The sequence below is a fragment of the Pseudomonas fontis genome, assembly GCF_028656955.1.
GTDB lineage: Bacteria > Pseudomonadota > Gammaproteobacteria > Pseudomonadales > Pseudomonadaceae > Aquipseudomonas > Aquipseudomonas fontis.
Genome location: NZ_JAMDGY010000076.1, coordinates 40771 through 66362 on the forward strand (window position 1 = coordinate 40771; position 25592 = coordinate 66362).

Genomic DNA, 25592 nt, shown 5'->3' on the forward strand with positions numbered 1-25592 from the left:
GGTGCGCGGCCCCCCACCCTGACGAGCAGGTAAGCCATGGAAGCGCTGAAGAACCGTCCCCTGGAAAGCACGCGCGCAGACGGTCTGTCGATTGTCGCCGCCTCCCTACTGCAACGCCGTACCTACCGCCTGCTGGGCGGGTTGGCGGCACCTTTCGGGCTATTGCGACGCTGGCAGAATTCGCGCGCCTTGCGTCGTCGCGCCGACGTCTATCACTACATCGCTGGCCGCGCCTTGCGTGGCGACGGCCACTACCAGCCGTTCCTGCGCTTGCCGACCTTTGCTGGCGACTACTGCGTACTGCTCGGCGTCGAGGCCATTCGCGGCTTGATGCAGCACCCGCGCATGGGCCAGGGCGAGCTGGTGGGTGATGGTCGGCAGTTCCTGGTAATTGCCGACGCATTGGGCCGCATGCGCATGAGCAAGGAGCGCCAGGATGCCAAGCAGAAGCGCAATATCATTGCGCACCTGGTCAGCGGCCCGGAGCGTTTCATCCAGACCATGCGCCAACTCAGCGAGCAACTGGCCACTCGCTGGTGGCAGGGTGAGCGCCATTTCGCCATCAATGATGCGCTGGGGGCCTTTACCGTCGAGGTCTACCTGCGCTCGGTGATGAACATGCAGGGGTCGCTGGAAGGCGTCAGCCAGATGCTCGAGGAACAGGTCGACCTGCTTGGCAAGGCCTTTGCCTATCACAAGCCAGCCAACTTCAATGCCCGCTTCGACCAGCTCAAGCGCCAACTGGTGGCGCGCATTGGCAATGACCCAGGCCTGCTGAACACCACCGACTACACCGAGCGCCTGAACGCCTATATCGACCAGCACTACCAATCGATCCAGGACGAAGCCTTCGCCACCGGCCTCAATGGCGCGGTGCTGGCGGGCTACATCGCGCCCTTCCCGTCGTTCGTCGCGCTGGTCTATGAACTCGGACAGCACGCCGGTTATCGCCAAGCGCTGCATGACGAGCTGCGCAGCCAGGGCGAGGACTACAGCGCCTACATTCGCCGCGACGACACCCTGTTGCATGCCTGCGTACACGAAGTGCTGCGCCTGCACCCGGCGCAACCGTTCCTGTTCCGCGCCGCCAGTTGCGACCTGATGATCAATGGCCATTTCGTCAAGCGTGGCACTGAACTGGTGGCCGATGTCTACCACCTCCTGCGCCTGACCGAGTTTTGGGGCGCGGACGCCGAACAGTTTCGCCCGGAGCGCTTCATGGAGAAACCCGAGCGCTACCGCCAGCCCTTCCTCACCTACTCAAGCGGCCCGAACAACTGCACCGGGCAGATGTTCTCCCGCTACTCGCTCAAAGTGCTGCTGGCCGAGCTGGTTCGCGCGGGCGACTGGGAGGTCAGCAATGGCCTGATGGAGCACCAGTTCCACTTCGCCCTGGCGATGAAGCAACCGGTGCAGATCGCGCTGCAGGAGCGTCGCCATGCGTGAATTCAACGCCAATCGTTATCAGCGACGGTTCTTCCTGGAATGGCAGCTGGCACCACAAAGCACGCTGTACAACACCCCCCTGGTCTACCGCATCGAGGGTGATCTCGACGAGCAGGCGCTCGAGTGCGCCCTGGCCTACTTCGTCAATCACTATTACCACGGCTGCCGCAGCCGCTTTCGGGTGGCGGGTGATGAGCTGCTCCAGCAGGTTGCTGCACCGATTGCCGAGGTGCTCTGCGTACGTGAGGTTGCGCTGGCGCAAACGCTGGACGAGGCCATCGGCGAAGCACTGGCCATCCCCTTCAACCTGGAAAGCGGGCCGCTGTTTCGCTTCAGCCTGCTGCGCCGGGAGCAACAGCGGGTGCTGCTGCTGAACTTCCATCACATCATTGCCGATGCCACCTCGGCGCTGCACTTCGTGCACGTGCTGGAACAGAGCTACCAGCATTACCTGTCCGGGACGCCGCTGCCTGAGCCAAGCACCCAGTTGCCGGCGATGGACGACAGTACCCGGCAGGCGGATGTCGACTATTGGTGCGAGCGCCTGGCCGGGCAGCCGTTGAGCGTGGAACTGCCACGCCAGGAGGTACCCGCAGCGCCAGCCGGCCTCGGCAGCTCACATTACTTCGAACTGAGCCCGGCGCTGTCGCAGGCACTGCGCAAGTACGCCCGCAGCCAGCGCGCAACGCCTTTCATGGTGATTGCTGCCGCGGTCGGCCAGGTCGTGGCTGGCTATGCCGGGGCTGATTCACTGGTGCTCAATTACCCTGTCGACATGCGCCCGGCCGGCGCCCGCCAGGTACTGGGCTGCTACATCAACAACTACCCCCTGCACCTGGACGTTGGCGCCCAGTGCACCCTGGACCAGCAGGTCGCACATCTGCTTGAGCAGCGTAAAGCGGCGCGCGAACACGGGCGTTTCACCCTGACCGAGGTGATTCGGCAGTTGCGCAACAGCGAACGCAGCGAAGAGCGACCGTTCAACGTCAGCGTGATCGAGGCCTACTTCGGCGAGGACCAACTGGCCCTGGGCAAGGCCCGACTGCACCCCCTGCCGCTGGGGCAGCGCCAGGTCGTCGGCGACCTGGTTTTTGCCTACCAGCAGGATGCCGAGCGCATCCGCCTGCGCCTGGACTATCAACTGGGCCTGTTCAGCGCCGCATTCATCCAGCGATTGGCCGCAAGCTTCGTGCAACTGCTCGAGTGCGCCCTGGATGCGCCGCAACAGCCGCTGCACAGCGGCTGGTTGCTGACCGCCCCCGTGTACCAACAGCTACGGGCATTTGCCGGCGAACCCGCGGGGGTTGCCCGTGGGCAGCAAGGTGTCATGGCCATGTTCATGGCCCAAGTCAAATGCCAACCCGACGCCCCCGCCCTGCACTACCGCAACGCCACGCTCAGTTATCGTCAACTGGCCAGCGCCGCATCGGCCGTGGCCGCACAACTGCACTCAGCGCATCCGACACCTCGACGCATTGGCATCTGCCTGCAACGCAAGGACCTCGCGGTGGTGGCCATGCTGGGCATTCTTGGCAGTGGCAACGCCTATGTCCCGATTGACCCGCACATGCCCCTGGAGCGGCTGCGAGATATCGTCAGCGACAGCGGCATGGACCTGTTGATCTGTGATCAGGCGCTGCCGATCGACGTAAAGCAATGGTGCCTGGCGCCGACGCTGGTACGTGCTCCAACCTGCCCGGTGGCGCTTAGCCTGCCGCCGGCCTCGGCGCTGGCTTATCTGATCTACACCTCCGGTTCCACCGGGCGGCCCAAGGGCGTGTGTATCGAACAGGCGGCTTTGGGCCACCTGATTGCAGACTTCGTCACGGATCTTCAGCTCGATAGCCGAGATCGCGTGGTCGGGGCCACTGCGGTGGGCTTTGACATATTCGGCCTTGAGCTGTTCGGCGCGCTGGCCAGCGGCGCGCGCCTGCTGCTGCTCGACGAACAACTACAGGACCCGGCAGCCCTCTGCACCGCGCTGGACGCCTACCAACCCACGCTGCTGCAGGGCACGCCCTCGTTCTGGTCGATACTGGCGCTCGCCGGTTGGCGCCCGGCAGAACGCGGGCAGGCGCGCCTGCTGTGCGGCGGCGAAGCCTTGTCCAAGCACCTGGCCGAGTACCTGCTGGCCTGCTCGACGCGGGTGTTGCAGGTCTATGGGCCGACCGAAACCACGATCTGGTCCACCCGCAAGGTACTGAGCGACCCGGCCCAGCATGCGGTCATTGGCCAGCCGATCGGCGCCACCTGCTGCTATGTGCTGGACCCTCAACAGAACCTCGTGCCCTGGGGGGCCAACGGCGAGTTGTACATCGGCGGCGTCGGCCTGAGCAGTGGCTACCATCAACGTGAAGCGCTGAACGCCGAGCGTTTTGTGATGCTCGACGCCTTGGCGCGAAAAGGCGAAACCGTGCGCCTTTACCGCACCGGGGACCGGGTACGCTGGAACGAGCACGGTGAGCTGGTCTACCTCGGCCGCCTGGATTTCCAGGTCAAGGTCCGCGGCCACCGGGTAGAACTGGGTGAAATCGAACATGCCCTGCATCAGTTGCCGGGTATCCGCCAGGCCGTGGTGCTGGCCTGGGAGCACAATGGCCAGACCGAGCTGAGCGCCTATGTGGTGCCCCGCTCGCCTGAAGCTGCCGAGCCTGCTGCATGGCGCGCAGCGCTGCATGAACACCTGCCCGGCTACATGGTGCCGCGTCATTTCCAATGCCTGGACCAGTTGCCACGCTCACTGAACGGAAAAGTCGACCGCCAGGCGCTGGAGCGCCCTACGCAGGATCAGAGCGCAGAGTCGGTCGCCGCAAAAAACCCGCTCGAGTCGAAACTGCTTGGGCTGTGGCAGAACCTGCTGAATGTGCCGGTGGTCAGCACCCAGGCCTCGTTTTTCGAGCTGGGTGGGCACTCGTTACTGGCCGCTCAGCTGTTGATTGGCATCCACGAGCACTTCGGCGTGCGCTTGAGCCTTGCACAACTGCTGTGTTACCCGAGCGTGGGCGAACTGGCAGCTTATGTGGGCAGTTGCTCGACCGAAGAGGTAACTGAACCGCAGCGCGAAACGCGCTTCCCGCTGTCACTTGAACAACAGCATCTGTATTTCAGCGACCGCTACGACGAGGGGCAGGTCCAGCGATTCAACCTGGCGGTGGTGCAACGGCTGGAGGGCGCTATTGACCTGCCTGCATTGCAGCGCGCCTGGGAACAGGTCGTCAGGCGTCATGACCAGTTGCACATGCAGGTGGTCGACGACCAGGGGCTCTGGCAGGTCTACAGCCCACAGACCGTGCACCCTATCCAGCGAATGCAGGTGGCGGCCGATGCGCTACAGGCCTACCTGGAAGATGCGCTGCGCCAACCACTGGATCTTCATCAGGCGCCGCTTGTGCAGGTTCAGTTGCTCAGGCTGAACGAACGCGAGCACATCCTCCTGTTGCGCCTGCCGCACCTGATCGCCGATGGCTGGTCACTGGACCTGTTGCGGCGGCAACTGGGCGAAGCCTATAACGCCGAGTGCCAAGGCGACGCGCTGAATTGGCCGCCCGTATCGCAGTCCTACAGCGGTGCCGTTACCCGGCAACAGCGTTGGTTGGCGTCTGCCGAATTCGAGCAGGCGCGGGACTACTGGCGCAGCCTGCTGGAAGGCTATGAAGGGTTGGACTTGCCAAGTGATGGACATGACGCTGGCTCATCGGCAGGTGCACACCATTACTTCAGCCTGCCTGCTCATCTGGTCAAGCGCCTCACGCAGTACTGCGAACAGCACGCGGCGTCGTTGTTCAGTGGCCTGTTCAGCGTGTTTGCCCTGCTGCTACGCCGCTATTGCGAGCAGAACGACCTGGTCATCAGCGTGCCCTCGGCCAACCGTGCGGCCGGCAATGAAGCGGTGTTCGGGTTGTTCACCTGTACCCTGCCACTGCGCGTACAGATTGACGAACAGGCCCCATTTGCCGCGTTGCTCGAACAGGTTGCCTTGCTGGGGCGCCAGGCGCAGGCGCATCAGGGTGTCCCGCTGGAAGCGATGCAGGCGCTGCAGCCCGGTACCCAGGGGCAGTCCCATGCCTTGATGCAGGCTGTATTTGCCCTGCAATCGGCCAACGAGCAGCACGCCCTGGACCTGCATGGCCTGCACAGTGAATTTCTCGAAGTCGAGGATGGCATTGCCCGTTACCCGCTGTTTCTCTCGTTGCGCCATGACGCAAGCGGTGGGTTGCGCGGCACGCTGGAGTACGCCACTGAGCGCTTCAGCGCAGCCCGCATGGCGCGCCTGGGCGAGCATTACTGCCAACTGCTGGAGCACGCGTTGGACAGTGACGCAAGTGTCGCGCAGCTCGAGCTGCTTACCCCCATCGAGCGGCAGGCATTGCTGGCACGCGGCGAACCCGAGGCGCCTTCGCCTGATTCGCTGGTGTCGCTGTTCGCCAGGACGTCCACGCAGTTCCCCTGCGCTATCGCCGTGCAGGATGGCCCGCGCAGCCTGACCTATAGCGAACTCGACCAGGCTAGTACCGCGCTGGCTCAGCACCTGCGTAGCCGTTACCGGCATGTCCATGGCCAAGCGCTGCCTGCCGACACCCTGGTTGGCCTTTGCATGCCACGCAGTGCCGACCTGCTGATCGGCTTGCTGGGCATTCTCAAGGCTGGTGCCGCCTATGTCCCGCTGGACCCCGACTACCCGGCAGCAAGGCTTGAGGCCGTCTGTCAGGACAGCCGCCTGCAATGGGTAGTTGGCGATGCCGAAGCCTTGGCGCACAGCGGGCTGACCGTGCCAAATGTGCTCACGCTGGACGAGCCCTTCACCGCAACCGACGAACCGCTGCCGGTGATTGACCCGGCACAACTGGCCTATGTGATCTACACCTCGGGCTCAACGGGAACGCCCAAGGGGGCGATGCTCAGCCACGGCAATGTGCTGCGCTTGTTCAGCAGCAGCCGGCGCTTGTTCGATTTCCGCCAGCAGGACACCTGGTGCCTGTTCCACTCCTATGCCTTCGACTTTTCGGTCTGGGAAATCTGGGGCGCGCTGCTGCATGCAGCGCGTCTGCTGATCGTGCCCCAGGACATCAGCCGCGACCCACAGGCCCTGCGCGCCTTGCTGCTGGAGCAGCAGGTCACGGTGCTGAACCAGACGCCGGGCGCCTTTGCCCGGTTGATCAGCGAAGACTGTCGCCATGCGCAGCGCTTGCCCCTGCGCGAGGTGATCTTTGGCGGTGAGGCGCTGCAAGTCGCCAGCTTGGCGCCGTGGTTCGACAAATACGCCGACAGCGTGCGCCTGAGCAATCTGTACGGCATCACCGAAACCACCGTGCACGTCACCCACAAACAAGTGACCTCGGCAGACCTTTTGCGCAGCACGCGCAATGATATTGGCCGACCACTCGCCGACCTGCAGGTGCTGGTGCTCGATCAGCACGGCTGCCTGTGCCCGGTCGGGGTCACCGGCCAATTGCATGTCGCAGGGCCAGGCCTGGCGCGCGGCTACCTGAACCAGCCGATGCTGACCGCGCGTGCCTTTGTCCAATGGCAGGGCTTGCGCCTGTACCGCACTGGCGACCTGGGGCGCTGGTTGGACAACGGCCACCTGGAATACCTGGGGCGCAACGACCATCAAGTGAAGATTCGCGGTTTTCGCATCGAGCTGGGCGATATCCAGGCCGCGCTGCTGCGCCATGCGGCCATCCGCACTGCGCAGGTCCGCCATGACCCTGGGCGCGAGCTGCTGCAAGCATGGTATTGCGCCGACACGCCGCTACCGCCTGCCGAGGTGCACGCGCACCTGCGCAGCCTGTTGCCGGCCTTCATGGTGCCGCAGCGTTTGCTGCAGGTGCAGGCGTTGCCGCTGACGCGCAACGGCAAGGTCGATATCGCCGCACTCCAGGCACTCGACAGCAGCGCACCAATGACCAGCGAGGCGTGGCGAGCGCCCGCAGGCGTGACGCAGCTGCTGCTGGCCGAAATCTGGCGCGACGTGCTGGAACTGGCCAACCCCGGCGCTGATGACGACTTCTTCGCCTGTGGCGGCGACTCGCTGCGGGTGCTGGACGTGCAACGCCTGGTGCTCGAGGCCGGGTTTACCTTCACCCCGCGCCAGCTGTTCGAGCACCCGACCCTCGCCGGGCTGGCCGCGAGACTGGAACCGTTGGGCGAAGCCGCCACGAGCACCCCGGTGGCTGCGTTCAGCCAGGTTGACCCCACACGTGCCGAGCACTGCCGCCGCCTCGGCGACCTGGACGCCTATCCATTGACGGCCCTGCAGGAAGGCATGCTGTTCCATTCGCAGCTGGATCCGGGTGCATCCACCTATCTGGACATCATGTCCTGTCGGGTGCAGGGCGAGTTTGATGAGGGTCACTTCAGCGCGGTGCTCACCGCGCTCATGCAGCAGCATGCGGTGTTGCGCACCTTGTTCGCGCGCGATGCGCAAGGCAGTTGGCAGCGCGTTCGGGCTTCGCTGCCATTGCCTCTGGCCGTTCACGACCTGGGCGCCTTGTCTGTGTTGGGGCAGGAGCAGCTGCTGCAACAGTTCTTCGAAGCGCAGTTGCTCACCCCGCTGGACGGTGAGCGTACGCCGCTCTGGCGCATGACGGTGCATCGCCTCGGGGAGGCATTCCACCTGACCCTGACCTGCCATCACGCCATTCTCGATGGCTGGAGCGTCGCCACCCTGTTTACCACCTTGCTCAAAGGCTACGACCTGGCCCTGCAAGGGCACTCACCGCAGCTACTCCCGCCTGAGCGCACCTTCGCCGATTACGTGGTGCAAGAACGTCGATGGCGGCAAGACCCTGCCTTGGGCCTGTTCTGGGAGCAGGCGTGCGCTGACCTCGAACCTACCTTGCTGGCCGCCCCCGGTGTCGGCAACAACGGGCCGATTGCACGCCTGGAGGTTGCCATCGATACCTCTCTGGACACGGCCCTGCGGAGCACGGCGCAGCAACTGGGCGTGAGCCTCGACCTGCTGTTGCTCGCCGCGCACCTGCAAGCCTTGAGCCTGTTCAGCGGCAGGCGTCAGGTGGTGTGCGGCATGCCCAGCCATGGGCGGCTGATAGAGGACAGCGGCCAGCGCATGCTGGGCCTGTTCCTCAACACCGTGCCTTGCAGCCTGACGCTGCAAAGCGACGATTCACCGCAACAGTTGGTTCAGCGTTTGCGCGAACTCAAAGCTGCGCTGGACGGCTGCGCCAACTACCCGCTGCGCGATATCCAGCGTGGCCTGGGCACTGGCGCCCTGTTCGACAGCCTGTTCAACTTCGTCAATTTCCGGGTGTTCGGGCAGCTCGGCGGGCTGCAGCGATTGAGCGTACAGCCTGGCTACTGCTATGAAGAAACCAACTTCACCCTGGTCAACCAGACGGCAATCGATCCCCACTCCGGGGCATTGCGGGTGGAATTGGTCCACCGGGTCGCTGCACTGGGCGAGCGCTCGGTCGAGCGCTTTGCACTGTTCTTCAAGCAAGCCTTGCGCGACATAGCGCAGGTGTCGGCAACGGCCACCGAGCGCTCGCGGCTGAATAAGCTCTACCCGCCGAAGCAGTGGGCCGGTCTACCCAACGCCAGCTTCGAGCCGGTCGGCATCGTCCAGCGTTTTGCCACGGTGTGCGCCCAGGGGCCGCAACGCATAGCGATCAGCGCTGGCGGGCAACGCCTGAGCTATGCCGAACTGGATCGTTGGTCCACTGCCCTCGCCCGGCAAATGCTCACACAGCACGGCGGTGATCTCGACGGGCAGATGATCGGTGTGTTTGCCCTGCGCAGCATGGCCACCATTGCATCGCTGCTCGCAGTGCTCAAGGTGGGTGCCAGCTACATTCCGCTGGATGCGGCCTACCCGCCCCGGCGTCTACAGCAACTGCTCGACGATGCCCGACCGGCACTGGTGCTGGGCGACGAGCTGACATTGGCCCGCCACCCCGGGCTGAACGTGCCGAGCCTGGTGCCAGGCTCGCTGCCCTCGGTGCATGCAACCCAGGCCGCTGTGCCGCTGCCGTCTGCCGAACAGCTCGCCTACGTGATGTACACCTCGGGTTCAACCGGGGAGCCCAAAGGGGTCATGGTCGAGCAGTCGGCGATCCTGCGCCTGGTGCGCGACACCAACTACGTGCAGATCCAACCCGGCGATGTGCTTGCCCAGCTCGCCAGCCTGAGCTTTGACGCCGCGACCTTCGAGCTCTGGGGAGCCCTGCTCAACGGTGCGACGCTGGCCCTGGCGCCGCCCGACAGCCTGCTCGACAGCCCGCGCCTGGAAGCCTTCCTGCTCGGCGAGCAGGTCGATGTCCTATTCATGACCACCCGCCTGTTCGACCAGCATGTCAGCGCCGGCCATGGCGCGATGTTCCGCAATTTGCGCTACCTGCTGGTAGGCGGCGAAGTCATGGACCCCGGCTGCATGGCGCAGGTGTTGAATTGCCCGCAAGGGCGCCCGCAGCACCTGTACAACTGCTATGGGCCGACCGAAAACACCACGTTCAGCACCATGCATCGCATCGACAGCGACAGCCTGGCCCTGGCCGAAACGCCTATTGGCTGGCCCATCAGCGATACCCAGCTGTACGTGCTGGACGAAATGCAGCGGCCAGTGCCCATCGGCCAGGTCGGTGAACTGTACCTCGGGGGCCGGGGCCTGGCCCGTGGCTACCTGGGCGATACGGCCCGTACGGCAAGCGCTTTTGTCGAGTTGAACGGCCACCGCCTATACCGCACCGGGGACGCCGTGCGCTGGCTGGCGCGCGGCGAACTGGCGTTCGTCGGTCGTATCGACCGCACCGTCAAGGTCAATGGTTACCGCGTCAACCTCGGCGAACTGGAAAACGCCGCGCGCTTGTGTGTCGGTGTCGCGCAGTGCGTGGCCCTGCACCGTCAGGGGCTGTCCCTCTACTACAGCGGCGAGGTGGGCGCAGACGAATTGCGCCTGACCCTTGCCGAGCACCTGCCCACGTTCATGCTGCCGACCCGGCTGATCGCCCTGGACAATTTCCCGCTCAACCGCAACGGCAAGATCGACCTGGCCCGCTTGCCCGACCCTGTCGGCGTGGCCGCCAACGAACCGGTACCCATCAGCGAGCCGAGCCAGCGCCGTCTGTTCGACCTCTGGCAACGCCTGCTCGGCCACGGGCAGATCGGGCCTCAGGACAACTTCTTCGAACGCGGCGGTGATTCCCTGCTGGCCATGCAACTGCAGCAAGGCATCGCCCAAGCCTTCGAGCGCGAGCTGGCCATCGCGGATGTGTTCCGCTACCCGACCCTGGAAAGCATGGCCCGCTATCTGGACAACTCCGCAGAACCGCACACGGATGCGCAGGCCGACAACCAGCGTCGCGTCGCCGCCCTCAAGGCCCGGCGTGCCGGTTTGCAACGCCAATGAGCAGAAGGAACGCAGCAATGACCCAGTCCATGGAAAACGCCATTGCCATTGTCGGCATGGCCTGCCGCCTGCCGCTAGGTGATACGCCCGAAGCGCTGTGGAGCGCCCTGGCCAGCGGCCAGGAGGCGGTGCAGTTCTACAGCGACGAGCAGTTGCTGGCCAACGGTGTCAGCCCCGAACAGTTGGCCGACCCGACCTACGTCAAGGCCGCCATCCCACTGCCCAGGCGCCAGCACTTCGACGCGCGGTTCTTCGGCATTGCCCCGCGGGAGGCCAGCCTGATGGATCCGCAGCAGCGCTTGCTGCTGGAAACCGCCTACCACGCCTTCGAACGTGCCGGGTACGCGCCCGACCAGTGCGCGGTGGAGACAGGGGTGTTCGTCGGCGCCGACATCAGCAGCTATTACATCCGCAACCTGCTGCACAACGCGCAACTCGGTGCCGACCCGGTGCAACTGCTTTATGGCAACAGTGGCAACGCCACCCAGATTGCCTACAAGCTCAACCTCAAGGGCCCGGCCCTGGACATCAACACCGCCTGCTCCACTTCCCTGGTGGCCATTCACCAGGCATGTCGCAGCCTGCTGATGTATGAATGCGACATGGCCCTGGCGGGCGGTGCCTCGGTGCAGGCCGCCGACCCGCTGGGCTATCAATACCGGCCCGACAGCATCCTGTCGCCCGATGGCCATTGCCGCGCGTTCGACCAACACGCCTGCGGCACAGTACCGGGCCAGGGCGTAGCGCTGGTGTTGCTCAAGCGCCTTGACGATGCCCTGCGCGACGCCGACCGCATCGAGGCGATCATCTGCGGCTCAGCCATCAACAACGACGGTGCCGGCAAGGTGGGCTATACCGCGCCCAGCGTGAACGGTCAGGTCACGGTGCTGCACCGCGCCCTGGCCATGGCCGGGGTGCGCGCAGAACAGGTGGGTTATGTGGAGTGTCATGGCACCGGGACCGCACTGGGCGACCCGATCGAGCTGACGGCGTTGAACGAGGTATACGGCGGGCCAGAGCGCGACACTACAGCCCCCTGCTACCTGGGCTCGCTCAAGAGCAACCTTGGCCACTTGAATTCCGCTGCCGGTGCGGCCGGGCTGATCAAGGCCGTGTTGTGCCTGCAACACCGGCAATTGCCCGCTTCGCTGAACTTCACTTGCTTGACCGACAAAGTGGCCTTGCAGGGGCTGGCGGTCAATGATCGACTGCGAACCTGGAACCCAAGCGATCAGCCACTCAGGGCCGCCGTCAGCTCCTTCGGTATCGGTGGTACCAATGCCCATGTGGTGCTGCAGGCCGCCCCCCTTGCCAGCGCCACCAACGCCGTCGCTGAGGGCCCGTGGCTGCTTGGCCTGTCGGCCAAGAGCAGTGATGCCCTGGCACGCAAGAAGTCGCAGTTGGCGGACTTCCTGCGGGATTGCCCCGCTGCCCGCCTGGAGGATGTCTGCTTCACCAGCAATACCGGGCGCAGCGAGTACGTCTACCGGCATGCCCTGGTGGTTGGCGAGCGGGACGCCTGCATCGCGCAACTGCGACACCCGGCGCCAGCGCGCCTGGCCGCCCCGGCACCCAGCGATCTGTTGCTGGTACTGCGCGACAACCCGGAGCTGCTCGTGCGCGGGCACGCACTGCTCACCGAATGCCCGGTGTTTGCCCAGGCGATCCATGCGCTGGCGCCGAGCTTGCCGTTGCCGCTGTACCTGGACAAGCCGACACTTAACCCGACCCAACTGCGCATATTGCGCTTTGCCGTGCTGCACGCCCTGGTCGGAGTCTGGCTGGGCTGGGGGTTGCAACCTCGACAAATACTCTGTGACACCCTGGGTGAGTTGGTCGCGGCCTGTCATGCCGGCTGCCTGTCACTGGTGGAGGCGGTGCAACTGATCCAGGAGCCGGCCAGCGAGATCGGCGAACGACGTGGCAGCGAACGCTTGAGTTGGTTGTCCAGCCTGGATGGCGAACCGGTCAGGTCGACGCGTGTGTTTGCCGCAGACTACTGGCAGCAGCCGCGCTCGCCCGATGTGTTTCTACACGCCCTCGACAACCAGGCACGCGCGACCGGCCGTTGCCTGCTGGATGCCGCCGCCCTGCCCTGGCCGCTGCCAGCGTCTGCCGCATGCATCGTCACCGATGCTGCAAGCAGCGCCATGACGCAACTGCTGCAAGCCGTGGCTGAACTCTGGCAGCGCGGCGTACCGCTCAACCTGGCGGCCGTGCACGCTGTGCGGGGCCAGCGCCTGGTCCTGCCCGGGTATCCGTTCGATTCCGTGCGCCACTGGGTCGATGCCGTGCAAGCACCCACTCACGCTGCCCTTGCTCAACCGGAGGCAACAGGCACCTGCATCGATGCCGGCAGTGAGCTGGAGCACGAGATAGCCAGTTTGTGGTGCCAATTGCTGGGGGTTGAACGCATCAGCGTCACAGACGATTTCTTCGAATTGGGTGGCCACTCATTGCTGGCCACCCAGCTCAATGCGCGCATTCACCAGCTGTTCGGCATCCAGCTGTCGCTGGATGACCTGTTTGACCACCCGACGGTGCAGGCCACGGTAGCCCTGATGCTGCGCCATGAAGGCGCAGCCCTGGATGCCTCTCTCTAACGCCACGCAGGAGCAATACCCCATGGTTATCTCATCGCCAGGCGACCTGGTGTTCGACGATGTGTTTCTGGAGCTGCGCGAGGTGCTTGAGGACACCCCGGTGTTCGTCAAGCTCGAGGGCTTTTCCCTCAGTGGCTCGATCAAGGTCAAATCGGCCCTGCGCATGGTCGAACGCCTGGAGCTGGAGGGCCGGCTCAGCCCAGGCAATGCCTTGATCGAGAGTTCATCCGGCAACCTGGGCCTGGCCTTGGCGATGGTCTGCGCGAGCAAGGGTTATCCCTTTATCTGCGTCAGCGACCCGAATATCTCGCCACAAACCGCCAAGTTGATCGAAGCCTACGGCGCACGGCTGATGCTGGTGAACCAGCGCGACCGCAACGGCGGCTTCCTGGGCAGTCGCATCGAGCTGATCGAACGCCTGCTCGACGAAGACCCTCAACTGGTGTGGACCAACCAGTACGGCAACATCAACAACGTCGAAGCGCACTACCTGAGCACCGCCCCGGCAATCCTGCGCCAGTTTGCCCAACCGGACTACGTGTTCGTTGGCGCCGGCACCACCGGCACCCTCGGCGGCGTGTCGCGCTACCTGCGCCAGCACTCACCGCGCACGCGCATCGTGGCCGTCGACAGTGTCGGCTCGGTGACCTTCGGGCAGCCCTCAGGGCCCCGGCATATCCCCGGGCTTGGCACTAGCCAGGCACCGGCGATCCGCGAATACAGCCGTTACGACCAGTTGCTGATGGTGCCTGAAGCGCAGGCCTTGCACATGTGCCACAGCCTGGCGCGACGCGGGATCCTGCTGGGCGGCTCGTCAGGCACTGTGCTCGCCGGGGTGCGTCAGTTGGCCCAGCAGATCGAGCCCGGCGCCTGTGTGGTGGCCATTGCTCCGGACCTGGGCGACCGCTATGTCGACACCGTCTACAACCCCGAGTGGGTCACACGCCACTACCCCGACTTCTACTCAACCGCCCCTTCACGCCCCGCCGCCATCGCGGTGTGAGCCCCAGCAGGAGATAACCGATGCCTTCCATGACCCCACCGGCGCTGACGCTGCTCGGCGCAGGCCCCATTGAAAACTGGCTGCAGGCCAACCCACAACGCTTGCTCAGCCTGGTAGAGCAGGCGTATCTGGCGGCCAGCGAGGGTCGGGCCAGCAACCCTGACAGCTATTTCCTGCGCTTTGCCGACGACGAGCGCAACCGCATCATCGCCCTGCCGGCCGTGCTGGACGACGATCACCCGGTTGCCGGGCTGAAATGGGTCGCCAGCTTTCCCGACAACACCCAGCGGGGGCTGGACCGGGCCTCGGCCCTGGTGCTGCTCAATGACCGCCAGACCGGCTACCCGCTGGCCTGCCTTGAGGGCAGCCTGATCAGTGCAGCCCGCACGGCAGCGTCGGCGGTGGTGGGGGCGCTGCAACTTCACCCGACACCGGGGCACTGCACAAACCTCGGGGTGATCGGCTGTGGCCCGATTGCCTGGCGGGTGATCCGCCTGCTGCAACAGACCGGTTGGGAGCTAGGCAGCGTCACCCTGAGCGACATCGACCCGCAACGTGCCGAGCAACTGCGCCAGCGCTGCCTTGGCCTGGGGCTGCCGGCACGCACCGCATCGCTGGAAAGCACGCTGCGCGAAAGCGACCTGATGCTGTTCGCCACCTCTGCGGTGCGCCCCGGCATCGACCAACCCGACTGGTTCGCCCATGCCCCGACCGTGTTGCACCTGTCGCTGCGCGACCTGGCGCCTGCGGTGGTGCTACGCGCACAAAACCTCGCCGACAACGTCGACCACTGCCTGAAAGCGGCCACCTCCCTGGAACTGGCCTGGCAGCAGGCGGGTCACCGCGACTTCATTGCCGGCGACATCGTCGATGCCCTGCAAGGTCGGGTGCAGCCAGACCCACGGCGGGCGCGGATTTTCTCGCCATTCGGCATGGGCGTACTCGACCTCGCGGTCGCCCGGGCGATCTATCAGGACTGCGCCAGCGACCAGGGTCTTCAACTCGAAGACTTCTTCGCCAGGCCCTACCAGGCCGCCTAGGGACAACGCCAACAATCAGGAGAGGGAAGTCGTGATGAACTCAGCAGAACAGGATCCACAACGCCAAAGCCGTCTCGAGCAAGCGCTGCTTGAACGGCGCAAAGGCGCCACCGGCAGCACACTCCCCAGCGGCGCGCCGCCGGCATTGTCTGCGGCCCAGCAACGGCTATGGCTGCACCAGTCGCTGGAGGCGCTCGGCGGCCTGTACAACATGCCCTGTGCCTTGCGCTTGCGCGGGGCCGTGGATGTCGAAGCCTTGCGTCACGCCATCGAGCACCTGGTACAGCGCCATGCGGTGCTGCGCACCGTCATCGAAGAACAGGCCGGCCAGCCCCGGGCGCGCTGCTGCGAGACGCCGCGCATCGACCTGCCGGTGCTGGAAATGGCCGATGAAGCACAGGCCCATGACTGGTTGCGCGGCGAAGCCAATGCACCGCTTGACCTGAGCAAGGCACCGCTGCTGCGTGCGCACCTGCTGCGCCTGGACAGCCGCCACCATCTGCTGTCGCTCACGGTTCACCATATCGCCTGCGATGGCTGGTCGATGGGTGTGATACTGCGCGAGATCGGCCAGGCCTACGAGGCCTTCAGCCAAGGGCTGCCCTCCCCCCTGCCGGCGCTCAAGGCGCACTATGCCGACTATGCCCAGTGGCAGCAGCAGTGGCTGAGCGAAGCGCGGCTGGACACCCAGCTGACCTTCTGGAAGCAGCAATTGAAGGACGCCCCGGCGCTGCTTTCCCTGCCGCTGGAGCAGCCACGACCGGCCCGTCAAAGCTACGCCGGCAAGACCCTGCGCTTTGCCCTGGATGCCGATCTGAACAACCGATTGCGCAGCTTTTGCCGCAGCCGCGGAGTCACGCCCTACATGCTGTTGCTGGCCGTGTTCAATGTGCTGCTGTCGCGCTACAGCGCCAGTGAAGACATCGTCGTGGGTTCACCGGTGGCCAACCGCTTCCCCCAGGAGACCGAGGCCCTGGTGGGGTTCTTCGTCAACACCCTGGTGATGCGCAATCAGCCACGGGCAGCGTTGTCCTTCGAAGCGTTCCTGCAACAGGTCAAGCAGCAGGCCTTGGCCGCCTATGCCCATCAGGACGTGCCGTTCGACCGGGTAGTGCACGCCTTGCAGCCGGAGCGCAGCGCTAGCCACAGTCCGCTGTTCCAGGTCGAGTTCGTGCTGCAACAAGGCCTGCCGCAACGTTTCGCCCTGGGCAAGGCCAGTGTTGAACCGCTGCCTCGCGAGAGCAGTTACACCAAGTTCGACCTCACCCTGGCCCTGGAGGATGCTGCCGAGCAGATCAACGGGCAGATCGAATACAACAGTGAATTGTTCAGCGAAGGTTTTGCCCAACGCATGGCCGGGCATTTGCGTTGCCTGCTGGCGTCGGCGTTGGCTTCACCCGAATGCGCCCTGGGCACGCTCAGCCTGTTGCCTGAAGAAGAACAGGCCACTCTGCGCCGCTGGGGCGCACCCAGCCACGACCCGCTGCCCGACAAACACCTGCTGACCTACCTCGCCGACACAGTCGCCGCCCGGCCTGATGCCACGGCACTGGAGCATGGCAGGCAACGGTTGAGCTATCTGGAGCTTGATCGCCTGAGCAACCGCATTGCCCACGCCCTGAAGGCTGCCAATGTTGGCCGTGGTGCCCGCGTGGCGCTGTACATGGCGCGCGGCAGCCTCTATTTGGCGTCCATGCTGGCCACCTTCAAGCTGGGCGCACTGTTCGTTCCTTTCGACCCACAGCAGCGCGCCGAGCGCACGACACGCATGCTCGAGCACAGCCTGCCGGCATTGATCCTGGCTGATCCGCCAGCAGCCGAAGCACTGGCGCAATTGCCGCTGTCGGCGGCGTACCTGCAGCTCGACAACCACTACCTCGCATCGTTTGCCGACACCTGGACGGACAGCCACGCCGGGCGCCTCGACGACACCGCCTACATGATCTTCACCTCGGGTTCCACCGGTGAGCCGAAAGCCGCCATGGTCAGCCATCGCGGCATGCTCAACCATCTGCTGGCCAAGGCTGCAGACCTGCAATTGAGCAGCACCGATTGCATCGCGCAGATCGCGGTGCAGACATTCGATGTGGCCGTCTGGCAGTTCTTCGTGGCCCTGCTGGTCGGCGCGCGCACCCGCGTAATCACCGGCACCGAGGCCTGGGAGCCGAGCCAATTGCTGACACAGCTGCAGGACAACGGTGTCAGCATTGTCGAAACCGTCCCCTCGCACCTGGAGTTGCTGCTGGACGAGCTTGCCGCTCAGCCGCAACGCTACCCCTTGCCGGGCCTGCGCTGGATGATCAGCAACGGCGAGCCGCTGGCCACGGCCTTGGCGACACGCTGGTTCGCGGCCTGTCCGGACATTCATCTGATGAACGCCTACGGGCCCAGCGAGTGTTCGGACGATGTGACTCACCTGTGCCTAAAAGCGGCCCCAGCTTCCACCCAGCCGTACCTGTCCATCGGCCAGCCCATCGGCAATGCGCGCATTCATGTTTTGGATGCACAGCTGCAACGGGTGCCGATTGGCGTCACCGGGGAGATCCACATCGGCGGGCTGTGCGTCGGCCAAGGCTATTTCCACGACCCGCAGCGCAGCGCCGAGCGATTCATCGACGACCCCTTCGACAGCCGCCCCGGTGCGCGCCTGTACAAGACCGGCGACCTCGGCCGCTACCTCGCCGATGGCAGCCTGCAAATGCTCGGACGTTGCGATTTCCAGCTAAAGATTCGCGGTTGTCGCATTGAAGCCGGGGAAGTCGAAGCCGTGCTGCGTACACACCCGGCGGTCGAACAGGCACTGGTACTGGGGGACAAGGACGCCAGCGAGCAGGCACAACTGGTCGCCTATGTCATTGCACCGCAACGACCCGCGCCCTCGGCGACGAGCCTGCGCACTTACTGTCGCCAGCATCTGCCCGACTACATGGTACCTGCGGCCATCTGCCTGCTCGATAGCTTCCCGTTGCTGGCCAATGGCAAGGTCGATCGTGGGGCACTGCCGCCCATGGCGAGCTTCGACCTGGGCAGCGATGTGCCCTACCGTGCTCCGCGCAACGCGCTGGAAACCCGCCTTGCCGCGATTTGGGCGCCGTTGCTGGGCGTTGAGCGCATCGGCATCGACGACAGCTTCTTCCAGCTGGGCGGGCACTCGTTGCTAGCCGTCGAGTTGACCAGCCTGTGCCGCGACGTGCTTGGCCCACAGCTGAATGTGGCCCAGTTGTTCGAGTACCCGACCATCGCCGAACTGGTCGAGTGCTGTTGCGCGACCCAGCAGGAGGCAATATGACCCCGCCTGAATTGCATGATTTGGCCCCAAGCCAGATCCCGGAATGGTTCGCCTATCAGTTGGCCCCCGACAGCGCGGTGTACAACATCAGCTTCAACCATTTCTTCATGAGCCGGGTTGACCGGGCGGCATTCCACAACGCCTGGCAGCAGTTGCTTGACCGGCATGACGTGTTCCGACTGCGAATGGCCTACGCCCAGGGCCGCCCCAAGCAATACCTGGGGGAACGCCAGGTGCTCGACCCCGCACGCCTGTTCATCGAGCGCACCACCCTGGCCGAGGATCAGGTGGCGGCCGAACAGGAGCGCCTGGCCCGCGACTTCGCCCTGCAACCTTTCGACTTCGAGCAGGAGCACCTGTACCGCCTGCACCTGGTGGCCTACCCGGATGGCGAGCATCAACTGATCTTCACCGTGCACCACATCATCTGGGACGAGACCAGTACCCTCAACCTGATTCGCGAGTTTGCCACGCTGTACAGCGGGCTGTGCCAGGGCCGCGATATTGCCCTGCCCGCGCTGAAATCGAGCTTTCTCGGCTATGCCCAGCGCACCAACGCAGCCCTGCGCTCCGGTGAACTGGAGGTGCACCGCGACTATTGGCTGCGCCAGTTCGCCAACCTGCCCGCAGCGCTGCAACTGCCCACCGACCGGCCACGCCCGGTGGTGCAGACCTACAACGGCAACACGCTGAAAACCTGGCTGCCGAGGGCCATGGCGCGGGACATGACGAGTTTCTGTGCCCGTCACAACAGCACGCTGTTCATGTTGCTGCTGGCCACCCTGAACCTGTACTTCTACCGCACCTGCACCCAGGACGACATCATTCTTGGCTGCCCGCTGGCTGGCCGCGACGCCAGCGACCAGCCCCTGTTGGGGTGCTTTGCGGTGCCCATGCCGATTCGCACGCGAATCAGCGCCGACATGAGTTTCTCGGCCTTGTTGAGCCAGGTCGGCAGTACGGTGCTTGAGGCCTTCGAGCATTACCGCTACCCCTGCGTGAACATGATCGAACAACTCAGCCACCAGAAAGACCTGTCCCGGCCCAAGCTGTTCTCGGTCATGGCCGGGGTGCAGAACAACAAGTCGGAATTCGTCAGCATCGACCTGGGCGACGGCGAGTTGTATGCCAAGGAGGTCTATGCCGCAGAAAACCACGGTGCGCGCTTCGACTTGGCAATTGGCCTGGACCCGGTGGGCAGCGACATCAAGTTTTTCTGCACCTACAACAGCGACCTGTTTGACGCCGACAGCGTTGAGCGGATGCTCGACAGCCTGGAAACTCTGATCGAGGCCGTGATAGACGACCCCGGCCAGCCTCTGCCGAGCTACCCATTACTGTCCCGGGAAGCGGCCAGGCAGGTGCTGAAGGATTTCAACCCGCCGTTGCCGATCACTGACCCATCCTCGACGGCATTGGACCTGATCGATGCCCAGTGTCAGCGCCATCCCCGCGCCTGCGCCCTGTCCACACCGCAAGGCATCCTGAGCTATGCCGAACTGGCACACGAAGTTGATCGCCTTGCCCGTGCACTGGTGGACCTGGGTGTCGTGCCGGGTGACCGGGTAGGCGTGTTGCTGGAAGCCGGCGCACATTCGGTTATTACCCTGCTGGCCATCCTGCGCCTGGGCGCGGTGCATGTGCCCCTGCATGAAGACTGGCCGCAAGCACGCCGCGAAGCGGTGGCACGCCAAGTTGGCTTCAAGCTGATGCTCGGTTGTCGTGCATTGGCCGAGCAGGCACGTGCGCTGTGCCCGCGGACCTTGTTGCTTGATCACCTGTTGCCCCTGGCCCCAGGCCTGCCAAGGCTCGCCAGCCGGGCGCGTGGCGAGCAGTTGGCCTACCTGTTGTTCACCTCCGGCTCTACTGGCCAACCCAAAGGCATACCCATTGCCCATGCCGGCCTGCACGCACTGCTGTCGGCGACCCAGGCCCGTTATCAGTTGCAAGCGGGCGAGCGCCTGTTGTTCTGGACGGCCTGTACCTTCGACGCGTCGCTGCTGGACATGCTCTGGCCGCTCAGCGCGGGTGCCCAGGTCGTGCCGTGGCCAGCGGGGCTCGCCCGCACCCCGGAGAACGTGCTGGAGCTGCTTGAGCGCGAGCGCATCGGGGTGCTGCAAACCGTACCGGCCATGCTGGATGCCCTGGTGACCGCCGCGCAGCGCAGCGCACGCAAGCCCTCGGCCCTGCGCCTGATCATCTGCGGGGCCGCGGTGCTGAGCCGCAGCCTGGCCAATCGGGTGGCAACGGTGTTTGGTTGCCAACTGGTCAATCACTACGGGCCGACCGAAGCGACCGTCGACGCCTTGTGGTTCGACTGCGCTGAAACGAGCAGCGGCGACCGGGTGCCGATTGGCCGGCCGTTGCCCCATGTACAAGCGTATGTTCTCGATCGCCACGACCAGTTGCTGCCCGTTGGCGTACCGGGGCAGCTGTGCCTGGCTTCTACGGGGCTGAGCCCGGGTTACTGGCAGGCCCCGGAGCAAACACAGCAGGCGTTCTTCGACAAGGCATTGGCGCCCGACGAGCCGGTGCAGCGTTTGTACCGCAGCGGCGACATCGCTCGCCTTGATGCGCAGGGCCGGGTGCACTACATCGGTCGGCTGGACAATCAGGTCAAGGTCCGTGGCAACCGGGTCGAGCTGGGCGATATTGAAACCGCCCTGGGCGAGCACCCTGCAGTCGCCAAGGCCGCCGTGCTTTGGCAGGAGGACGATCAGGGTGGACGCCTGCGCGCATTTGTCGAGTTGCGCGACAGCCATGTGCAGCAGATCGAGGCACGCAGGCAGGTGCTGCGCCAGTTCAGCGTGGCGCAACGGCCAGCGCTGCGGGCGCACATGAACCTGATTCACCATGGCACCTGGCCGCGCTATTTTGCCGGTAGCCAGGTGTTGATGCGCCATTGGGAAGACCTCTATCGCCTGTTCCCGCAGTACCAGTTCTGCCTGGTGGACACTGCCGACACGGTCGCCTGCGTCGCCAATGGCATTCCGCTTTATTGGGATGGCCACAAGGGGAGTGTTCCCTCGGGTTGGGATGCCGGCCTGGAGTTGGCGCTGCACCAGCACGCACAAGGGATCGCGCCGAACACGGTACTGGGCCTGGCCGGCATCGTCGCCGAGCATTGCCAGGGACAAGGCCTGTCCAGCACGCTGGTTCGCGGCTTCCGTGCCCTGGCCCGGCAGCAGGGCCTTGAGCACTTCCTTGGACCGGTCCGGCCGGTGGGGATGAGCGAGGGCACCAGCGTCGAGCGCTGGGCCCAGTTGCGCGACGAGCACGGTGAGCCGCTGGATTTCTGGCTGCGCACCCATTTGCGCCTCGGGGCCCGGGAACTGGGGGTAGCAACACACTCGCAGAGAATCGAAGGCACCGTGGCGCAATGGCAGGACTGGAGCGGTGTGCACTTTGATCGCCCTGGGGCCTGGCAGCTCGACGACACCCTGCAAAGCGTGCAGGTCGACCTGCAAAACAACCTGGCGGTGTATTACGACCCCTCCATCTGGGTTGCGCACAGCGGCTTGAACGCATCGGCCGACGACCCGCCCGCAGCGTGTGACCCTGCAACACTGCGCCACTACCTGAGCGAACGCTTGCCGGCCTACATGCTACCGGACGAGCTGGTACTGCTCGGCACATTGCCGCTCACCGAAAACGGCAAGCTCGACACCCGCCTGCTGCAAGGCACCCCGCAACCTGCCCAGCAAGCCATGGCCGGTGCCACCAGTTCGACCCAGCAGCGACTGCTGCAGCTTTGGCAGCAAACCCTGCACAGGGACGACTTCGGTATCGACCAGGACTTCTTCCTGCTGGGTGGGCAGTCGTTGAAAGTCATTGAAATGCTCAGCGGCGTCGAGCAGGCCTATGGCCTGAAGGTCCGCCTGCAGGACTTCTATCGCGAGCCGAGCATCCGTCACCTTGAACGCCTGATCCAGGCCCGGGAGCGTCCATGTTCGACATGACCCGCCATCATCTGCGCCAGTTTCGTTTCCGTTGGCTGGCCTGGCGTGCCGACCCGTTGTACCTGCTGTTCGAGCGCATGTACCAGCTCGACCCGCAGCCACTGGACACGGTCACCCCGCATCCAGGGCAACGCGGCTTTCTGCTGACGCACTTCAGTTGCGCAGATTTCGCCCGCTACCGGGGCCGCGAGATCGCGTTCTTCAATGAGCGGCAGGTGGCGGTCTACTGGTTGCCCGGGGCGGCGCACAGCGGTGGCGGCTATGTGCCGAGCGGGCAATACAGCGTGACGGTGGCCGGCCACGCCCTGCGTCGCCCGCTGCAACTGCTGGTGCACAAGGACGACGAGCAGACCCGCATCCACGCGGTGACCCTGCAATCGCGCGGGCTGAAAAGCGTTCAGGGCGGCTTCATCAACTTCGCGATCATCGCCCGTGAGTTGCATTGCCTGATGCTGCTGTGGCTGGAGCGCATGCAGTGGCGCCTGGATGACATCGACGATTGTGGGCCACTGCGTGATTTGCTGGATTGCGCGCGACAGCTTCCGGGCCAGACGCAAATGAAGGCAAGCGCCGACGCCTTGATGGCGGCGCTGGTGCACAGGACCGGAGGTCGCCAATGATCGCGCAGTCCTTGCGCCACCTGGCGGCGCTGGAGCAGGCCAACGTCATCAGCATCCACCATCGCCAATTGGCCTGCGCAGCGCAGCCCGTCGGCGAGCTGCTGGATCAGTTCGATGCCCCCTGTTCACCCTTGTGGCCCTATCAGCGCTGGCCGCGGGACACCTTCGACGGCCCGATGCAGATTGGCGCCGTTGGCGGGCACGGCGCCACGCGCTATCGCCTGGAGCGCTACCAGCCGGGGCGCGAGGCGCTGTTCCGCTTTATCAGCCCGCACGGCTACCAGGGTATCCATGGTTTCCAGGTGCATCAATTGGAGGACGGGCGCAGTTGCCTGGTGCACTTCACCTGCCTGCACCTGAGCCCCTACCACCGCCTGATGTGGCACCTGATGGTGCGCTGGGTGCACGACGCGCTGCTCGGCGACCTGCTCGACAGCGCCGAGCAGCACCTGTGCGGCGCTGTCCATCGGCGCCGAGCCTGGAAATGGCGGGTGCATCTGATTCGTCACGCGCTCGGAGGCGCACGTCTGCTGGTCGAGTCGACCGGCCTGAAAAGGAGGAGCAAGCATGCACGCCAATGAGGTCCGCCCAGAGTGGGCGGTCAACGACCTGTGCAAGGTCATCGTCGGGTTTCGCAACTACAGCACCCACGCCACACGCTCCAAGTATGTGTCGTTCGCGGTGATCGAGCAGCCACAAATGTGCCGCCTGCTGGTGCGCTTGTCCCAGGGGCGGGTGGATGCGGACGAAGCGGCGCGCTATCCGGCACAGCTGTTTGAACAACTGCTCGAATACGGCTTCCTCGCCCCGCTCGACACGCTGGGCTGGCGTGGGCAGTGCAAACGCCTGGGGCGAGTACTGGACAGCGGACGCTGGCGGCGCATTCCCTGGCGCGGGCGCAACTACTACGTCACTTCTTTGGTGTTCATGGCCTTCTATGCCCAGGGGCAGGACGAGTACCTGAAGGAAAGCGTGATTCTTCCTGCCTGGTTCCCGAACTATGCCGACAAGGTCTTGCAGATTGTTGGCCAAGGCCTGGACGACAGCGGTTACCGGGCGCTGTCCGGGTCGGTTCGGCGACGCCTGCGCAAGCATGGCCTGGTAACGCCACCGGAGCGGTTGCCCAACCGCGAGCGCTTTTTTGCCGAGCACTGCGTGCTATCTCAGGCGCTGGTAGACGAATTGCCGGACTACTACCGGGCGCACTTGCCAGCTGTCGACGACCTCGCGCCACACTATGTACTCAACCCAGGCATCCACCACACCCTGGACAATGCCCCCGCCGCAGTGCGCCGGCAGATTCCCAACCTCGGCTGGGCGCGTGCCTGTGCACCGACCCTGTGGGTCGAAGACCCGGTCAAGGGGATTGTCTCCATGTACTGGCTCGACGATGTCCAGGCCCGGTTGCTGGCCGAGTTGCAGGCCGGCAGCCGCCAGGTCCGCCAACTCGACCCACACACCCTGCGCCTGTTCGTCTACAGCGGCATTCTCCATGACCCACGTGAGTTGCCCGCCCGCCGCGACGCCTGGCAGCAACGCCTGTCTGCATTGGGCGAACGCCTGGACAGCGATGGCTGCATGACCTTCGAAAGCGTGTTGTCACCCATCGAGCTGGCGATCGGCCGCAAATACCTGCGGTTCATGATGGAGGGCAAGTACCTGCTGCTGGACCGGGTCAACGGCAAGACGCAAGAGCGCTTCTGGTGCCACCGCGACGAGTTCACCTTCTACCTGCAAGGCCAGGTCTGCGCCCTGCTCAACCAGGTACTGGATAGACCGGTGAAACCAGGGCACAACGCGCTGACCATCTATGGCAATGGCGCCACCTTGCCGCGTCACCGTGACGACGTGCTGGCGTTTTCCTGGGTGATGTCGCTGCCCATCGAAGCGCGTCCGGAAGCACGCAAGGAGCAGGCCTGGCCGATCTATGTGGAAACCCCGACGCAGGTGCACAAGGCCTTGTTGCAGTCCGGCGATGGCCACCTGATCGACCCGCAGATGCCGCACTGGCGTGAGCAATTGGTGGAGGGACGACTGGGCATCCTGTTTCTGTGGTTCGTGCCACAAGACTATCGGGGTTTCGTGAACGGCAGCTGGGTCGATTGAGATCCGTGGCGACCGACCTTGTCGACCGGTGTTGACAAGGTCAGTGCTGACGAGAGTGAAAAAGCATGAAATATCCATAAGGAATTGAACTTTTCAAGCCATCTCGCATTCAACTTTGCGGCGATTGGCCATACACTACCGTCAATCACTTTTATGCACGCC

General features: G+C 64.6%; 10 protein-coding genes. All 10 read left to right on the top strand.

Going from position 1 to position 25592, the window contains the following annotated elements; genetic code table 11:
- Positions 1-36: 36 nt before the first annotated feature.
- The 10 genes from M5G11_RS21090 to M5G11_RS21135 are packed head-to-tail and all read left to right on the top strand — an operon-like array spanning position 37 to position 25430.
- A complete protein-coding gene (locus tag M5G11_RS21090) occupies positions 37-1446 on the top strand; it encodes a cytochrome P450 (RefSeq protein WP_273908859.1) in 1410 nt (469 codons plus the stop codon).
- Entirely contained in the window at positions 1439-10810 is a 9372-nt protein-coding gene (locus M5G11_RS21095) for a non-ribosomal peptide synthetase (RefSeq protein ID WP_273908860.1), read from the top strand. The genes M5G11_RS21090 and M5G11_RS21095 overlap by 8 nt, the downstream gene beginning before the upstream one ends.
- A gap of 17 nt (positions 10811-10827) precedes the next feature.
- On the top strand, positions 10828-13413 hold the full coding sequence (locus M5G11_RS21100; RefSeq protein ID WP_273908861.1) for a type I polyketide synthase: 2586 nt from the start codon (positions 10828-10830) through the stop codon (positions 13411-13413).
- A 22-nt stretch (positions 13414-13435) separates the two neighbouring features.
- Entirely contained in the window at positions 13436-14416 is a 981-nt protein-coding gene (sbnA, locus tag M5G11_RS21105; protein WP_273908862.1) for a 2,3-diaminopropionate biosynthesis protein SbnA, read from the top strand.
- Positions 14417-14436: 20 nt separating this feature from the next.
- Positions 14437-15456 (top strand): 2,3-diaminopropionate biosynthesis protein SbnB, encoded by a 1020-nt coding sequence (sbnB, locus tag M5G11_RS21110; RefSeq protein ID WP_273908863.1) that lies wholly within the window; start codon positions 14437-14439, stop codon positions 15454-15456.
- Positions 15457-15490: 34 nt separating this feature from the next.
- Positions 15491-18745, top strand: a complete 3255-nt coding sequence (locus tag M5G11_RS21115; RefSeq protein ID WP_273908864.1) for a non-ribosomal peptide synthetase — start codon at positions 15491-15493, stop codon at positions 18743-18745.
- Positions 18742-22704: an amino acid adenylation domain-containing protein gene (locus M5G11_RS21120; RefSeq protein WP_273908865.1), complete on the top strand. Its 3963-nt coding sequence runs from the start codon at positions 18742-18744 to the stop codon at positions 22702-22704. The genes M5G11_RS21115 and M5G11_RS21120 overlap by 4 nt, the downstream gene beginning before the upstream one ends.
- Positions 22692-23324, top strand: a complete 633-nt coding sequence (locus M5G11_RS21125) for a hypothetical protein (protein ID WP_273908866.1) — start codon at positions 22692-22694, stop codon at positions 23322-23324. Before M5G11_RS21120 ends, M5G11_RS21125 begins: the two co-directional genes overlap by 13 nt.
- Positions 23321-23905 (top strand): SRPBCC family protein, encoded by a 585-nt coding sequence (locus M5G11_RS21130; protein ID WP_273908867.1) that lies wholly within the window; start codon positions 23321-23323, stop codon positions 23903-23905. The genes M5G11_RS21125 and M5G11_RS21130 overlap by 4 nt, the downstream gene beginning before the upstream one ends.
- Positions 23892-25430 carry a hypothetical protein gene (locus tag M5G11_RS21135; protein WP_273908868.1) on the top strand — a complete coding sequence of 513 codons (1539 nt, stop codon included), beginning with the start codon at positions 23892-23894 and terminating at the stop codon, positions 25428-25430. Before M5G11_RS21130 ends, M5G11_RS21135 begins: the two co-directional genes overlap by 14 nt.
- Positions 25431-25592: the final 162 nt, after the last annotated feature.

Bases quoted from the DNA above. Each gene is read 5' to 3' on its own strand.
- M5G11_RS21090 (WP_273908859.1), top strand. From the start codon at position 37: ATGGAAGCGCTGAAGAACCGTCCCCTGGAAAGCACGCGCGCAGACGGT.
- M5G11_RS21095 (WP_273908860.1), top strand. From the start codon at position 1,439: ATGCGTGAATTCAACGCCAATCGTTATCAGCGACGGTTCTTCCTGGAA.
- M5G11_RS21100 (WP_273908861.1), top strand. From the start codon at position 10,828: ATGACCCAGTCCATGGAAAACGCCATTGCCATTGTCGGCATGGCCTGC.
- sbnA (WP_273908862.1), top strand. From the start codon at position 13,436: ATGGTTATCTCATCGCCAGGCGACCTGGTGTTCGACGATGTGTTTCTG.
- sbnB (WP_273908863.1), top strand. From the start codon at position 14,437: ATGCCTTCCATGACCCCACCGGCGCTGACGCTGCTCGGCGCAGGCCCC.
- M5G11_RS21115 (WP_273908864.1), top strand. From the start codon at position 15,491: ATGAACTCAGCAGAACAGGATCCACAACGCCAAAGCCGTCTCGAGCAA.
- M5G11_RS21120 (WP_273908865.1), top strand. From the start codon at position 18,742: ATGACCCCGCCTGAATTGCATGATTTGGCCCCAAGCCAGATCCCGGAA.
- M5G11_RS21125 (WP_273908866.1), top strand. From the start codon at position 22,692: ATGTTCGACATGACCCGCCATCATCTGCGCCAGTTTCGTTTCCGTTGG.
- M5G11_RS21130 (WP_273908867.1), top strand. From the start codon at position 23,321: ATGATCGCGCAGTCCTTGCGCCACCTGGCGGCGCTGGAGCAGGCCAAC.
- M5G11_RS21135 (WP_273908868.1), top strand. From the start codon at position 23,892: ATGCACGCCAATGAGGTCCGCCCAGAGTGGGCGGTCAACGACCTGTGC.